Below are 15,441 nucleotides of genomic sequence, written 5' to 3'. Positions count from 1 at the left end.
TCTGCCTGACCAAGAACGACTGGCTTCCGTGTCACATTTCTCGGCCGCGATCCGTCAGGGCAGTGACATCAACACGAAGCCCGAAGGAGACGGCGATGGAAACACGTTCGATCACGGCAGAGGTCCCGATGGTTCCGCGGATGCCCGAGGACCCCGCTGAGCTCGTCCCCGAGCTGGCGGAGGTCTCGGCGGCGCTGTTCAAGGTCACCGGCAACGGTTCGGTACCGCGCTCCACGATCAGCCTGATCCAGCTGCGTGCAGGTCAGATCGTCGGCAGCACCTACCTGACCGTTCTGCACACGGGCTTCCTGCGCAAGGCCGGGGAGTCGGAGGAGCGGATCATGTCGGTGGCGTCCTGGCAGGACTCGCCGTACTTCACTGGTGCTGAGCGTGCCGCGCTGGCACTTGTGGACGCCGTGCTTCAGCCGTCCGCAGACGGCGAGAGGGTCTCCAACGAGCTGTATGCACAGGCAGCCGAGCACTATGAGGACAAGGCGCTGGCCACGCTGATGTTCGCGATCGGCCAGGTCAACTTCTTCATCGCCGTGGCGCTCATCGCCAAGCCGGTGCCCGGCCGGTCCTTCACCGACCCGTGGAAGTGAGGCCACCCGGGTAAGGCTCGATGCTCGGGTCCCGAGGCGGGATCCGAACAGGCCAACCCGCAGACGCGTCGAGCGCAACCAGGAGTTGAGATCACGGAGTGGCCGGGAGGCTGCGTATCCACAGCATGGCTCCGCAGAGGTGGAGTCCGGCGAGGTAGCTGCCCGGTGTCTTGTCGTAGCGGGTGGCCAGCCCCCGCCATTCCTTGATCTTGTTGACGCCGCGCTCGGCGGTGTTGCGGTCCTTGTAGAGCGTGGCGTCGTGGCTGACCGGGCGGCCGCCCAAGCGTCCCTTCTTCTTGCGGTTGGCGGCCTGGTCGGCCTTCTCCGGGATCACCGCTTTGATATTGCGTCTGCGCAGGTGGGCGCGGTTGGCGCGGGAGGAGTACGCCTTGTCGCCGGCCACTGCGTCCGGCCGGGTCCTGGGGCGGCCGACGGGACCACGCACTTTGATCTTCTTGAGGACCGGGATGAAGCGCGGGCTGTCCGCGGCCTGCCCGGGGGTGAGGATGATGGACAGCGGGCGGCAGCGCCGCTCGACGGCAAGGTGGACCTTGCTGGTGAGCCCGCCCCGGGAGCGGCCCAGTTCGGCGACCCGCAGTCGGACCCTGCAGCGTCGGCACACGGCGCGGCGCTGTTCCCGCTCGGGATCCTCCCTGTCCGCGGACCCCTCGCCTACGGGGTCGCCCTGAACCCCGGCACCGCCGTCGCGCTGCTCGCCTACGGGGTCGTTTTGCCCCTTTGCTGCAGCCCCTTTTCCTCCGCCGCGGCCTTCTCCAGATCCTCAAGGAGTTCGGGGTCGACGACCATGCCCGTCGCGTGGTGATGTGCGCGGGCAACGGTCGAGTCCACGCTGACCAGGCTGAGATCGACGTCGTCGCGGGCCGCCGCCTCGGCGATCATCGCTTCCATGAGGGTCTGGAAGACTTCGTCACGCGCCCACATCCGGAACCGGTCATAGATCGTCGACCAGGAGCCGTAGCTCTCCAGCACATCCCGCCAAGGGCTGCCGGTACGGAACCGCCACATCACCGCGTTGAAGTAGCTGCGCAGGTCAGGGATCGGTCCGAACGCCCCCCAGCGGCAGGTGCGGCTCGATCAACTCCCACTCGGCATCGGCCAGATCACCACGAGTCACGGGACCGGTCTACCGCAGCCAGCACCCTCCTGAAGCGGGAATGACCGATCCCGTGATCTCAACTCAGAACAGGCCCTAGTCCTTGGCCTCGTCCTTCACAGCCCTGTGGTGGGCCCGGCGGTGCTTGCGGGCGGTCGCGCGCACCCGCATGATCTGCGCTCTGCCCTCCAGCGCGGTGTGCGGGATGCCCGCCACCGCAGCCAGCAGCAGGGCCACGCACAGCGGAACGTGCCCGTGGGCACCGAAGCAGCTGACGTCCACCGACTGCTCCTGAGTTTGGTCAATTGGTAAGAGATCTCGCGGGTAGGGGCGTCAGGCTGATGTGACGCGGGCACCGGGATCCGTTTTGACGTGGGACTCCTACATCTCCACATCTGCCAACGGAGCACCGGTGCCCGCCGTCGAAGCATGGGCGATCGAGCCCTTGTGGGTCCAGTTCGAGGCCCTCCTGCCACCGCATCTCGAGACACATCCGTGGGGCTGTCACAACCCACGGATCCCGGACCGGATCGTGTTCGACAAGCTCGTCGCGAAACTCGTCTTCGGCGGCTCGTACGAGAAGCACGCCGATCAATCGTGCTCGGCAACCACGATGAGAGCCCGACGCAACGAGTGGATCGCGGCCGGTGTCTTCGCAGGGCTGGAGCAGATCGTGCTGGCGACCTACGACCTTGTCGTGGGCCTGGACCTGGCCGACATCACCGTCGACGGGCAGATCACCAAAGCGCCCTGCGGTGGCGAGGTCGCCGGGAAATCACCGATCGACCGAGGAAAACTCGGGATCAAGTGGTCGCGGATGACCGACGGAAGCGGGATCCCGCTGGGCTGTGTCGTGACCGGCGCGAACCGGCACGACTCCCCGTTGCTGCGCCCGACGCTGGATAAGCTCGGGCGTTTCGAGCTCGCGTTGCCTGAGCAGATCACGGTGCACCTTGACGCGGGCTACGACTCCACGGTCACCCGCAAACTGCTGACCGATCTCGGCTGCGAGTGGCGGATCCAGCCCAAGGGCGTCGTGATCCCGATCAACCACACTCGCCGCTGGGTCGTCGAGCGCACCAACTCCTGGTACAGCCGCGGCTTCAACTTCACCCTGTCCTGCACGGAACGTCGACCGGTCGTCATCAACGCGCTGCTCGCGTTGATGACCGCGATCATCGTGATCCGACGCCTCATCCGCGAAGCCTGGACCAGCCAACGCTGGGACACACGGCCAGCCCGCCGACCATGCCGCCTTGTCCTCTACCCGCGGAATCTCCAAGTCGATGAAGTCGACGGACGTCCAGCCGGGCGAGTGAGGCGTCGCAGGCTCTTCGGGCGCACTCCGGGGTGGATGGTGGCAATCGCAGCGGCTTCCTCGCTGCCGCCATGGAAGGCAGACACCGTGCAACCGAGGCCGAACGCGGAACCCTTCAGGGCGCGTCCGAGTGTGCGGATGTGCGTATGTGCCACTCCTTGATCCTTTGTGCTGGGATCGCCGGAGTGCTCGCGTCTCGGTCGCGGTGCTTCTCAGGCGTGCTGTCAATCGCGCTCGCTGCGGCCGGGCCACCAATAGCTGGGCGCCGGTTGGCAGGGCGAAGGTGAAGCCCCCACAGACCGCGTCGATATCGAAGGCGGCGGCCTAAACGACGCCCAGGCAGTCCTGGACGATGCAGGCGGTGTCCGGCTGTGGCTTACGGGGAACGAGATCGCGTCGATCGCCAGGTGACATCTCGGGCGGCGATGCCGGAGTACTCCTTCCCGGCACGCACGGCCTCGGTGGCGAGGTCGGGTATCGCCTCTGCGCCTGCGGCATTACCGCGCTCCTGAATGCCGGACTTACGGACGATCCATTTCTCGCTGACGCCCGCCCGTTCGGCCACGGGTGCGTTAGAGACCACTCGCTGAGGGAGGTGTGCGCCGGTGCTGGTGATACCTATGGCGGCCGTGGCCGCGAAAATACTGTCGTCGAAGCGACTCCTGATGCTTGGTCTGTGAGAGAAGGCCCCGTCGCACGGGATCGTCGCCAGCGGCCACGGGGCTAGCGACGCAGGCGAGCATCGGGCCCGATGGATGCCCCCGTAGGCGTTGCAGTCGGCCGGGTCGACATCCGGCCTGGACGCCAGGATCGCGTACGGCGTTCGCATTGGCCTTGCCGATCATCGGAGTTCACGGCGCCGGTGTAGCGACCGCCCAGCACGATCGGGCGGACGCACAGGAGGCAACCGGGCATCGACAGCCTGCGCCACCGGGGGCCAGACGGGCGAACGTGTGGCAACGCTCCGCCTCAAACGGAATGGGCAGACACCACGTTTCCCAGACAGAGTTCGGCGGCACTGCTTTGCAACAGGGTGTGCATGAAAAGCAGTTCGGCGCCGCCACGCGAGACCGCCACCACTCGGTGCGGCGTGCTGGAGTCGAAATGGGCCACATCGCCCTCGCCGAGCAGATGTACGCCGCCCCCGAGGGTCAGCTGCATCTGCCCCCGCTCGACGCGTAGCCACTCCTCCCCATGATGCATACGCACCTCTTGAACGCTCTGGGACGTCCCACGGCCCTTGGCGGGTCCGGGTAGTTCCAGGCGTAGGACCTGGAGTGCGCGACCGGGGCCACTGATCGTCCAGTAGGTCCAGCCGCCGACCGTGGCCTCCTGCGCCTGATCGGCACGGAGGATCTGGTGGCGCTCGGGGATGGTCTCGCCGAGCAGGTCGGACACCGTCGTGCCGTAAGTGCGCGCCAGAGCCAGCAGCACGGGCATGGGCGGCTGTCGCTTTCCGGTCTCGATCCTCGAGAGATACGCGGGCGACAGGCAGATGCGATGGGCCGCGGCCTCCAGCGTCAGTGAGCTCTGTCGGCGTAGTTCCCTCAGGCGCGGTCCCACGTGAAGCGGCTCGGGCGGTCCGGACAAGGCGGTCGATTCCGGGTTACGGGTCACAGGCGTCATGGCCGGCGTGGGCCCCTTCTGACGGAGGGCGAAGTTGGCTCTTTGCCTGAGCGGCAATGTGTTTGTCAGCGTACCTTTTGGCACCTGATGCTTGATTTATCGCAATCACGTGTTTTTGCGGAACTTCTCCGCTTTACATCTAGTTCATCGTCCTGACCTTCGGGAGCCTGCCTTGCCGACTTCTTTGATGCAGCCTGCTCTTGGGCCCCCTCTCGGCCTGGCCCAACTCCTGCTCAGGGCAAGGCATCTGAGCCCCCAAAGCACCCTCGTCCCTAACCCAATCACCCGCCCGGAGCGCACGCGTCTCCTCAGCCGGAGCGCGCTCTTCGCTTGGCCCGTGCTGCTCGTATACGCATTGCTCGCCAGCACCGGCAGCCTCACGGTCGAGTGGGCGCTGTGGCCCCTGTTGATCGGCATCCTGCTGCTGCCCGTCGTGTGCTTCATACGCATCAAGCGTGGTCGTGAGCTGACTGCGGCCGAGCAGCGCCGTATGTCGGGCTACCTATGGTTCTTCGCCGCCGCCACGATCTTCTTCACGATCTTCCAGCAGGCGGGCTCGCCACTCAGTGCGTTCGCGGAGCGCCACACGGACAAGCCCCTGTTCGGTCTGGATCTCCCCCCCTCCTGGTTCCAGTCCGTCAACCCGCTGTACATCGTCGTGCTCGCGCCGCTGTTCGCCGCGCTCCGGATGAAGCTCGGCAGCCGCAACCCGAGCACGACGTCGAAGTTCACGCTGGCGCCGTTCGGGATCGGCACGTCGTTCCTCGTCGTGGCGCTGGCGCAAGGGGCAGCGGCGGGCGAGGTCAAGGTCTCCCCGCTGTGGCTGATCATCGTCTTCCTGATCCAGACCGTGGCGGAGCTGTGCCTCTCCCCCGTCGGCCTCGCCGCCTCCACCCAGCTCCAACCGCAGAAGTACGCGAGTCAGATCGTGGGCCTGTGGTTCTTGGCCGTCGCGGCTGGATCGGCCGTCGTGGGCGTTATCGAACTCCTTGACGGCACACCCGTCGGCAGCGTGGGCCACTTCGCCCTGCACAAGGGATTCGCGATCGTCGCGGGCGCCGTTCTGCTCGCCTGCCGGCCGATGGTGAAGCGTCTGATGGGGGACGTGTCTTGAGCGAGATAACCGACCGCCGGGGTGCCGCAGCCGCACCCCCTGCTCGGGACCCAGCACCCTCTGCCCACAGATCTATTCCGCAACCGGCCCGGAGGCCACTGCTCGTCCGCAATCGTTCCTTCGCCCGTGTGTGGGGCGCCCAGCTGCTCAGCCAGAGCGCCACCCGCATGTACCAGATGGCCGCCGTGTGGTGGGTGCTCGGCCGGGTCGCCAGTGATGCGCGCGGCATCGCCTCCGGGTTGTTCCTGGCGTGTGCCGCGTTGCCGCCGGTGCTGTGCGCCCCACTGATCGCCCGTACCATCGCCCGGCACCGCAGTCGCCGTGTGCTGCGCTCTGCCGTGCTGGTCGGAGCCGCCCTGGCCGCAGCGATCGCCGCCTACACCGCCCTGTCCGACATCCCCACGGTCGCCGTCTATCCGGTGATGCTGGGACTGGCCGCCTGTCAGGCGCTGTTCGACCCCTGCCTGGCCAAGGCCGTGCCGGAGCTCGTCGACGACGCGGATATTGAGGACGCCACCGCCTTTGAGCAGTCGACGTTCTCTCTGGTCGGCATGGCGGGCGCCCTCCTTGGCGCGATGCTGGTCGAGCAGGTCGGCCTGGTCGGCGTGACAGCAGCCGGGGCGCTCGCCTACATCGGGGCCGCCACCCTCCTCGCCAGGGCCCGGTTCCGTCCGGTGGCCGCGGAGGGGGACGGCGACGTGCAAGGGGGGCTGACGCGTGCATGGCGCCTTTTGGCGGGTCTGCCGTTCATCCGGTTGGCCTTGGTCTGCTTCGCGGTGGCCAACTTCTTCATCACCGCGACCTTCCTGATCCTGCCGCTCTACACCAAGAACGTACTCGACCACCCGGCGCTCACCCTCGGGCTGCTTGAGGGTGCCCTGTGGCTGGGCATGCTGCTCGGCGTCTTCACCGGCAAGCGACTCCCGGGGCATCCGGGCCGCATCGGCGCCGGTTGCATGGCCCTGTTCGGGGCAGCGCTCGTGGTTCCCGGCATCGTCGCCGACCGGAACCTCTTCCTGGGGTGCCTCTTCGCCGCGGGATGGGCCGTCGGCGTGACGAACGTGGTGTTCGTCGCGCTGTTCCAGCGCAGTGTGCCACCGGCGGCGAAGCCGGTGTTCTTCGCCGCCATGCTCGCCCTCCTGGGCGTCAGTTTCCCTCTGGCGTCCCTGGCCTTCGGCCTGGTCGGCGACATCGTCTCGGCCCAGGTGCTGTGCCTGGTCCAGGCCGCAGGCCTGCTACCGGTCGCCGCTGTACTGCTGCTGCGCCACCGGTCGGCATCCGGTCCCACCACAAGCTGACTTCCCCCGTCCATGACTCAAGGCATTCACGAACGGAGCCCCATGACCGAGCTGTTGACCCGCCCCACAGGGCGAGACCGCGTACTCATCGACGCCGCGACGGTCCACGACACCAGCGCGCTGCGCCAGCTCTACCGCACCGTCTACGGAGGCGCCTATCCGCTGCCCTTGGGCACCGACCCCACAGTAATGCGCCAGGCCCTCAGCAGCCCGACCGTCCGCTGGAGGGTCGCCCGGGACGTGGCGACCGACGAGGTGGTGGGCTCGGCCGTACTGCGCGCAGATCCGGCTGCCCGAATCGGCAAGGTCGAGGGCGTCGCCGTGCACCCCGCCCACGCCGGCGCGGGTGTTGCCCACTCCCTGCTGTCCGCACTGTGCGAGGAGGCCCTCGGTCCGGACAGCGAGCTGGACTCGATGTACGCGACCGCGCGCTGTGTCTCCCCGGCGTCGCAACGCGCCCTGATCAGGAACGGGTTTCGCCCCTTCGGGCTGCTGCCCGGGGCGATCGAAGTGCAGGGGCGCGAGACGCTGGCACTGTTGATCCGGCATCGCCCGGGTATCCTGACCGAGCGCGCCCCGCTTGTGGAGGTCTCCGAGCGTATACAGCCGTTGCTGGACGCGGCCCGCGAGGCAGCTGCTATCGACTTCGACGGGCGGCCCGCCCGCCCAGTCACATCGCTGCACCACCAGGCCGCATCTCACACCTGTACCGAACCCGCACCAGCACCACTTGAAGTGGTTCAAGCGACCGAGTTCGTACGTCGGCGCTACGGCAAGCACACCTGCCACGACATGACTCTTCCGCTCAGCGCCCCGGACACCTTTTTCACACCGGACGACGGCCGGTTCGAGGCTTACGCCGCGATCGATCCGCAGACCGGGTGCGGTGTGTTGCTGGACGTCGTCCCGTCGGCCTACACGATGGGCAGCGCGCTGTGCAACGTCGTCCGCACCGCGACAGAGCGCGGTGTGGTCTACCTCGAAACGATGGTGCCGCTGGCCGACGTCGAGCAGGTGGACCGCTATCTCGCCCACGGCTTCGTACCCAGCGGGGTGTACCCGGCGATGCGCCACTTCGGCGCTGTCTGGCACGACTACGTGGTACTTACCCGCGCCTCAAGGCAGCCGGACCCGCACACCCTGTCCGTGGACCATGGCTTCACTCCATACCTCAAGCACTACCGCAGCACCTGTACCTCGACGCTCAACTCCCTTTCGGAGGACCTCAAGCGATGACGCTCATCCAAGCCGCGACGGGCGCCAGGTCCGCGCATCTGAAGTACTTTGCACCACTGACGGTGCCCGACCCCGCACGCCTGCCGCATCTGCAGCAGCTCGGCGACCTGCGCGCGCCCTACGCGACGGGCCGGGAGATCGACGAGCTGTTCACCCAGGCTCTGGCCGAGGTCGATGAATGGCACGCCACGGGCTCCGAGTTCTACCGCAGCCTGCGACAGGAGCACGGCAGAACAGCTCTGAAGACGGCGGACGACGCGGCTGCTCTGCCGCTGATACACGCCAACTTCTTCAAGACCCACGAGGTGAAGTCGATCGCACCCGAGCAGATCGCGGCGCACCTGACCTCCTCGGGCACCACCGGCCAGAAGTCGCAGATGTTCTTCGACGAGTGGTCAATCGGTTCGGTCATGCGGATGGCCGCCTTCGTCCTGGATCACTACGGGTTCGTCACCCCCGAGCAGCCCAACAACTACCTGCTCTACAGCTACGAGCCGACCGACGACCTCAAGCTCGGCACCGCCTTCACCGATGACTTTCTGTGCGACATGGCCCCGATCAACGACCGTGCCTACGCCCTGCGCGCGGTCAGCGACGAGCATGTCTTCGACCCCTTCGGCAGCGTCGCCGCCCTGCTGCGCTATGCGGAAGAGGACCTTCCCGTACGGATCCTGGGCTTCCCATCCTTCCTGTGGTTCACCCTGGAGCGGATGCGAGCCATGGGCATCCCGCCGCTGAAGCTACGCGCAGACTCCTTCATCTACCTCGGCGGCGGCTGGAAGGGCCACACTGGTCGCCAGATCAGCAAGACCGAGCTGTACGACCGCATCGAGGAGCAGCTGGGCATCCCGCACGAGCGCGTGCGGGACAGTTACGGCGCCGTCGAGCATGGCGTCACCTACGCGGAGTGCGCCCGTCACCACCTGCACGCACCAGTGTGGTCGCGCATCTTCGTCCGGGATGTGCAGACGCTGTCCCCGCTGCCGTACGGCGAACAGGGCAATCTGCACTGCGTATCGCCGTTCATGACCTCCGTTCCCGTGCACAGCGTGCTCATGGGCGATCTGGTCTCCGTGCGCCCCGGCTCCGACTGCGGCTGCGGCCTGGAGACCGACTGGTTCGAGATACACGGCCGGGCCGGCACCAGCACCAATCGCAGCTGTGCCATCGCCGCTGCCGAACTGATGAAGGGAGCGGCGTAATGCCCGCCCTCAACAACCACCTGTGGCAGGGACGTTGGATCGACGACGCGGAAGCGGAGAAGCTCCTGACTGAGCTGCCGGCCCTCAGCGGTGAGGTACTCGCCCGACCTCTGCCCGCCCGACAGGTCATCGCCGCGTGCGACAAGCTCTCCCGCGTCCTGACCGACGAAGCCAACCCGCTGCGCGCCGAACTCCGCGGTTACCTCGTCGCCTCCGGCATGGACGATGGGGCGGCCCGACAGAGCATTGAGGAGGTGGCCGACTTCCTGCGCCGCGACGGTCTGGAGCGCAAACTGACCGTCGAACTGGGCGGCACCGACCCGCACAGCCTTCACCGGGCCGACTTCCGCACGCCCGTCTTCGAGGCGTGGGCGCCGGTGGGCCTGCTGGCGCACATCACCGCCAGCAACGACCCCATCGTCGGCGTCTTCAGTGCGGTCGAGGGCCTGCTCAGCGGCAATCTCAACGTGATCAAGACCAGTGGCGGTGACTCGCTGTTCACCCATCTGATCCTGGACAAACTGGCCGCCCAGGACCCCGATGGCCGCATCGCCGAGCGCCTGATCGTGCTGCGCTTCTCCTCGGCGCGCGCCGACTGGCTGAAGCTGATGTGCGCGTCGGCCGACGCGGTCGCCGCCTGGGGCGGCGAGCAGGCCATCGCCGGTGTGGCGGAGCATGTCCCGGCGGGCTGCCGCCTCATCTCCTGGGGCCACCGCATCTCCTTCGCCTACCTCACGGCCGATGCCTGGGCCGACCCCGAGACCCTGAACGGTGTCGCGGACGGCGTCTGCCGCCTGGACCAGCAGGCATGCTCCAGCCCACAGGTGGTCTACCTGGACACCACTGACCGCACCGAGCTCGCCGACTTCGCCACGAAGTTGGGTGCAGCGCTCGACGAGCGCGGCGGTAACTTCTCCGCTGCCGCACCGAGCGTGCAGGAGCGTGCCGAGATCACCACCACAGTCCTGGTCGCCCAGGCCGAGGAACACCTCGGTCTCACCCAGGTCCACGAGAGCGCCGACGGGGCCTGGCGGATCCTGGTCGACCACCGCTCTGCGCTGCGGGCCTCGCCGCTGTACCGCACGGTTTGGGTCAAGCCTCTGCCGCGCGAGGCGATCGGCCCCGTCCTGCGGCCCATGCGCCGCTACCTGCAGACCGCGGGACTGGCCGCCGCCCGAACGGACGTGGCCGAGCTCACCGCCCGGCTGTTCACCGCGGGCGTGCTCCGCGTCACTCCCGTGGACTCGATGCTGGACAGCTACGCGGGCGAGCCGCACGACGGCCTGTATCCGCTGCAGCGCTACAGCCGCCGCCTCAGCGTTCGCCTGGATGAACGATTCATCCACGACGCCCGCCTGGACGACTTGAGTCCCCGCACCACGACCGAGATTCCGGCCTGGCAGTTGCCCGACACCGCTCAGCCGGTACTGACGAAGGCCGATGTACAGCAGCTCAATGAGCACATCGCACAGGACAAGGCGCAGTTGCACATCCACAGCGGTGGTAGCAGCGGCACCCCAGCGCTAGCTGTGTACACCTACGCGGACTGGCGGATACAAGAGCGGCACGCGGGCGAAGGACTCGTCGCCGCCGGACTCGACGTACGCACGGACCGTGTCGCCAACCTCTTCTACGCGGGCGGCATGTACGGCAGCTTCCTGTACGGCAACGGGATGCTGGCGGCGATCGGCGCCGCCCAGCTGCCGGTGGCTGCCGGTCTGGACTACGAGAAGATCGCCCGCACCCTCATCCAGCACGACGCAAACACCTTGCTGGCCATGCCCTCGTATATCTGGCAGCTGTTCCAGCACAGCGGGCACCAGCTGCGGGAATACGGAGGCATCAAGAAGATCTTCTACGGTGGTGAGCACTTCAGCCCGGAACAGCGCCGCCACCTGCGGGAACACTACGGCATCGACGTGATCCGCTCCTTCGTCTACGGCGGTAGTGACCTGGGCACCATGGCCCACCAGTGCAGTCATGCCGAAGGCAGCGTGCACCACCTGTTCAGCGACCTGTTCACCCTGGAGATCCTCAAGGTCGACGCCGACGAACCGGTGACCTCCGGCGAGACCGGCCGCCTGGTATTCACCCCGCATACCCGCAGCGCCCCCGCCATCAACCGATACGAACAAGGCGACGTGGGCCGCTGGTTGGAGGAGCCGTGCGATTGCGGACGCACCACCCCGCGCTTCGAACTACTTGGCCGCACAGGTGATGTAGTGCGCACCGGCACCTACTTCCTCAACTATCGCCGCTTCGTCCAAATCACCGCCGAGCAGCTGGGCTACTGCGGCGAGCTGCAACTGGTGATCGAACCAGGGCAGCAGCGCGAGCGTGTGACCGTACGGATGGAGCGCGACCACAGCCCCCAACCGCACGCAGTGAACGAGGCGTTGCTCGCCCACTACCCTGAACTGCGCGAAGGCGTCCTGGCTGAACGGCTGCTCGACCTGCAGGTCGAGGCGGTCGCCCCGACCGCGTTCGAGCGCGCCAACGGCAGTGGCAAGCTCCGCACGGTCCTCGACCGCCGCATCGGCTGACACACCCGCGCCGCGATGTAGGCCACAGGCGCACTGCAGGTGACCCTCGCTCACCTCCACCCGACGATCAGGCCGGCTCCGGCTTGTGCGGGGGATTGCTCGCTGCTGTGAAGTCGTTCAGGCGGTGGTATGTGTCACCGCCGGCAACTGAGCCCTTTCCAACCTGCCGGGGCAGGCCACAAGTTGGATGTTGCTGCGCAACGACGAAGCTCCTGGTGGACGGTGTCACGACCAAGATCCACCGCGCTGCCAGGAGCTTCGCGTGCTTGTCTACCCGTCCTCGATCGACCTGTCCAGCCGCACTCTGCGGTATCTGACGGGCCAACTCGCCCTCCGCGGACGGGTGATCGGTACCTGATGGCGGCGGCTGACGGCAGGCCGACAGGCTCTCCTCGCCCTGGCCCACCTGCGGTGCGGCGATACCTACGCTCAGCTCGCCGCTGGATTCGGCATCGGCGTCGCGACCGTCTACCGCTACATACAAGAGGCTGTGGAAGTAGGTGTCGCCGCGCTTGATGCGCTCGCTCTGGTCCGTGGAGCCGTATGGGCCGTCGTAGGTCTTGCCGCCGACGGTCAGCGAGGTCGGCTGGCTGTGATCCGACCGCTTCTCGCCGGATGAGGCCGAGCAGGTGATTCAGGGCGATTGTCTTGCGCGTCCCCGCGGTCAACACCATGAGCGTTCTAGGTTAGCGGGATCCAGCGAAGGTAAAGGAAAATGATCATGCCTGAACGCCTCCCTATTGAAACTGCTAACCCCGCCATGCCGGGGGCGGGTGCAACCAGGCGAGGCATCCTGGTCACCGGTGTTGGGATGACCGTGGGAGCTCTGGCGTCGGGTAGCGCCACTGCGCTGGCGGGCAAGAGCCCTGAATGGGTGGAAGCTCCCAACGCCCTGGCGCCTTCGCCTCGTTCAGCCAGGCCGTACGTCATGTACTGGTTCCCCAAGAGGCTCCCCAACGAGATCCGAGGGGAGGAGCACCGCAAGCCGGATCCCGGAGCTGTATGGCGTCGGCTTAGCGAGTGGACGCCCCGGTCTGACCCGGACCTGGCGTTCAACAGATCAGTCGTCCCGTTGGCCAAACGCTTCACACCCGTACCGGCCAACGCCTCGGCGCACACCGGTCAGGCACGTGTCGCAGCCCTCGCGTCCTTCGGATCGACTTCCAGACACCCGTCCCAGGGGGCGGCGACCGCCGACTACTACGCCTTCACCCACTGGTCTTGGATCGACCTACTCGTCTACTGGGCGGGCTCAGCAGGCGAGGGTGTGATTACCGCGCCGGCCGCGCCGATCGTGGATGCCGCGCACCGTAACGGTGTCCGTGTGCTGGGGAACGTCTTCCTGCCGCAGAGAGAGCACGGCGGGCTCCTGGACTGGACGCGTGACCTGCTCGAGTATGACGAGAAACGCAAACGCTTCCCGATCGCGGACAAACTGATCCAAGTGGCCCGCACCTACGGTTTCGACGGATGGTTCATCAATCCTGAGACGCAAACGGAGCGGGGTGGTGTGGACTTCCCTGACGCGCCCAAGATCGGCGCCAGCATGCTGGCGTTCCTCAAGTACCTTCGCAAGACCGCGCCGGATCTGCACATCCAGTGGTACGACTCGCTGCTGCCGAACGGCAAACTGGCCTGGCAGAACCAGCTCAACAGCCAGAACGAGCCGATGTTCGCCCAGGCCAACTCGATGTTCCTCAACTTCTGGTGGTCGAGCAGTCCCCTCGGCTTCCTCGAGAGGTCGACGGGCCACGCCAAGTCCATGGGACGTAGTCCTTACGACCTGTACGCCGGGATTACCACCGAGCCGGACCGGCAGCGCCGCGCCGGATACAACAAGGTGTACGACTGGGACAGAATCGTTCCCGCCGACAGCCCCCACAACCTGTCCGTCGGCTTTTTCGAGACCGACTGGACCCTCAAGGTGGGCAAGGGGACCGCCCAGCGCAGGCCGGTCGCCTTCCACGAGCGTGACGACCACTTCTGGACCGGTCGCGACCACGACCCCTCCGCGCCGCAGAGAGAGGCCTGGCGCCCTGCATCGGTCTACGAGGGCGACCGCAGCACGGTGACATCGCTGCCCTTCGGTACCACCTTCAACACCGGCCACGGTCTTCGCTGGTACCGCAACGGCAAGGTCGTCTCGCGCACACCGTGGAACCACCTCGGTCTGCAGGACCGGCTGCCCAGTCGGCGAGGAGTCACCTACACCAAGGGCCGAGAGCCTCGCGTCAGTTTTGACTTTGAAGCCGCCTGGCGCGGCGGCAGCAGTCTCCTGGTCTCGGGCTCACTCACCGATCCGGTCACCGTCGAACTGTATGCCACTCGCATCACCGCACCCGAGGCCACCGTTCAGCTGGTGCACCGCAGCGATCCTGGCAGCCCCGCCCTGCGTATCGACCTCGCGGTCGCCCTCGCCGAGCCTGACAGCCCAGGCGCCCCGACCCGTTTTCTGTTCGTGCCCGCCGGGTCGCTGCGTGCAGGCGGCAGCGGGTGGGCCACCGTGAACCTCCCACTGAGGCGCCTGCTCCCCGCCCTGCGCGGGAAGACGATCCACCGGCTCGCCGTGCGGCTCACCGCAGCCACCAGGAAGGAAACCAACTGGCGACTCGGGGCATTGACCGTCCGCAGCTCCCCCTCCCAGCCCGCGCCCCCGGCCAAACCAACCGCAGTCAGGATTGAAACGGTATCCATGACCAGCCAAGGATCTGCGTTGATCCGCCTGCGCTGGAACCGCTCGACCAGCAAGGTCCACCACTACGAAGTACACGAGGTTCTGCCGGACAAGAGCCTCCGATTCGTCGGCGGTACGAGCGAGCCCGCCTACTTCATGGAGATCCGGCGCAACGGCAAGACCAAGGCCTCGCGCTTCCAAGTCACCGCCATCAACGAGCTGTACGCGTCGTCCGCGCCGGTACCTCTCACCTACACGTGGCGAAACTGAGGCAGGCTCCGGCTCGGTGTGCCGCACAACCGCTCATCACACCCGCCTTGACGGTGTGCGCCAAACTCAAGCTGTATGGCGCGGTGTTGCCACCCGATCTCTTCAAAGAGGTTGGGGGCAGCGCCGCAGCTGTATGCGCAGGGCACGACGTCGCACCTGGGCCATCGACGCGGCCGGGCAGAGCAGCGCGGCCGCGTCCGGGGCCCAGCACGAAGTGGGCGGGCTGGACGTCGCCGTGTGCCCAGCCCTTCCCACGGAGTCAGTCGGAGTCCGCGCGGTGTCTGTGTGGACCTGCGGTGTGAATGGTGTCCGGGTGGGTGTTTGCGCTGTTCAGGGCACGTGGATGCCCGCACGTGGATGCCCGCACGTGTGTGCCCGCAGCGCTGTTGCGCTGCGGGCTTGGTCCGATCGGCTGGGCCCACTGGAGGGGTTCCGCTGCGGACG

9 protein-coding genes and 3 pseudogenes are annotated in these 15,441 nt (G+C 67.0%); 9 read left to right on the top strand and 3 right to left on the bottom strand.

The window, feature by feature from the left end; genetic code table 11:
* Positions 1-95: 95 nt before the first annotated feature.
* A complete protein-coding gene (locus ACZ5WE_RS36575; protein WP_467695727.1) occupies positions 96-602 on the top strand; it encodes a carboxymuconolactone decarboxylase family protein in 507 nt (168 codons plus the stop codon).
* Positions 603-693: 91 nt separating this feature from the next.
* Here the strand turns inward: ACZ5WE_RS36575 and ACZ5WE_RS36570 are convergent.
* Together ACZ5WE_RS36570 and ACZ5WE_RS36565 are read right to left on the bottom strand one after the other, a co-directional pair.
* Positions 694-1,676 (bottom strand): annotated as a pseudogene (locus ACZ5WE_RS36570) (IS5 family transposase); the annotation flags it as partial.
* Between the two features lie 136 nt (positions 1,677-1,812).
* The gene (locus tag ACZ5WE_RS36565; RefSeq protein ID WP_467695725.1) at positions 1,813-1,998 is read right to left on the bottom strand and encodes a LapA family protein; all 186 of its coding nucleotides are present in this window, start codon (positions 1,996-1,998) and stop codon (positions 1,813-1,815) included.
* A 130-nt stretch (positions 1,999-2,128) separates the two neighbouring features.
* Here ACZ5WE_RS36565 and ACZ5WE_RS36560 point away from each other — a divergent pair.
* Positions 2,129-2,965 (top strand): annotated as a pseudogene (locus ACZ5WE_RS36560) (IS5 family transposase); the annotation flags it as partial.
* Between the two features lie 1,038 nt (positions 2,966-4,003).
* Here ACZ5WE_RS36560 and ACZ5WE_RS36555 read toward each other — a convergent pair.
* On the bottom strand, positions 4,004-4,660 hold the full coding sequence (locus ACZ5WE_RS36555; protein WP_467695723.1) for a helix-turn-helix domain-containing protein: 657 nt from the start codon (positions 4,658-4,660) through the stop codon (positions 4,004-4,006).
* A gap of 187 nt (positions 4,661-4,847) precedes the next feature.
* Between ACZ5WE_RS36555 and ACZ5WE_RS36550 the strand changes: the two genes are divergently transcribed.
* From ACZ5WE_RS36550 to ACZ5WE_RS36520, 7 genes and pseudogenes are all read left to right on the top strand, one after another.
* Positions 4,848-5,774 (top strand): peptide MFS transporter, encoded by a 927-nt coding sequence (locus ACZ5WE_RS36550; RefSeq protein WP_467695812.1) that lies wholly within the window; start codon positions 4,848-4,850, stop codon positions 5,772-5,774.
* The gene (locus tag ACZ5WE_RS36545) at positions 5,771-7,072 is read left to right on the top strand and encodes an MFS transporter (protein ID WP_467695721.1); all 1,302 of its coding nucleotides are present in this window, start codon (positions 5,771-5,773) and stop codon (positions 7,070-7,072) included. Before ACZ5WE_RS36550 ends, ACZ5WE_RS36545 begins: the two co-directional genes overlap by 4 nt.
* Before the next feature lie 42 nt (positions 7,073-7,114).
* The gene (locus tag ACZ5WE_RS36540; protein WP_467695719.1) at positions 7,115-8,308 is read left to right on the top strand and encodes a GNAT family N-acetyltransferase; all 1,194 of its coding nucleotides are present in this window, start codon (positions 7,115-7,117) and stop codon (positions 8,306-8,308) included.
* The gene (locus ACZ5WE_RS36535; RefSeq protein WP_467695717.1) at positions 8,305-9,510 is read left to right on the top strand and encodes a LuxE/PaaK family acyltransferase; all 1,206 of its coding nucleotides are present in this window, start codon (positions 8,305-8,307) and stop codon (positions 9,508-9,510) included. The genes ACZ5WE_RS36540 and ACZ5WE_RS36535 overlap by 4 nt, the downstream gene beginning before the upstream one ends.
* Positions 9,510-12,053 (top strand): acyl-CoA reductase, encoded by a 2,544-nt coding sequence (locus ACZ5WE_RS36530; RefSeq protein ID WP_467695715.1) that lies wholly within the window; start codon positions 9,510-9,512, stop codon positions 12,051-12,053. Before ACZ5WE_RS36535 ends, ACZ5WE_RS36530 begins: the two co-directional genes overlap by 1 nt.
* A 262-nt stretch (positions 12,054-12,315) precedes the next feature.
* A pseudogene (locus ACZ5WE_RS36525) lies at positions 12,316-12,669 on the top strand (helix-turn-helix domain-containing protein); the annotation flags it as partial.
* Positions 12,670-12,774: 105 nt separating this feature from the next.
* Positions 12,775-14,997 carry an endo-beta-N-acetylglucosaminidase gene (locus tag ACZ5WE_RS36520; protein ID WP_467695713.1) on the top strand — a complete coding sequence of 741 codons (2,223 nt, stop codon included), beginning with the start codon at positions 12,775-12,777 and terminating at the stop codon, positions 14,995-14,997.
* Positions 14,998-15,441 lie beyond the last annotated feature (444 nt).

The sequence above is a fragment of the Streptomyces sp. NPDC033180 genome, assembly GCF_055577645.1.
The sequence above is the reverse complement of the archived record's forward strand: the minus strand, read 5'-3'. Positions and strand labels throughout refer to the sequence as shown.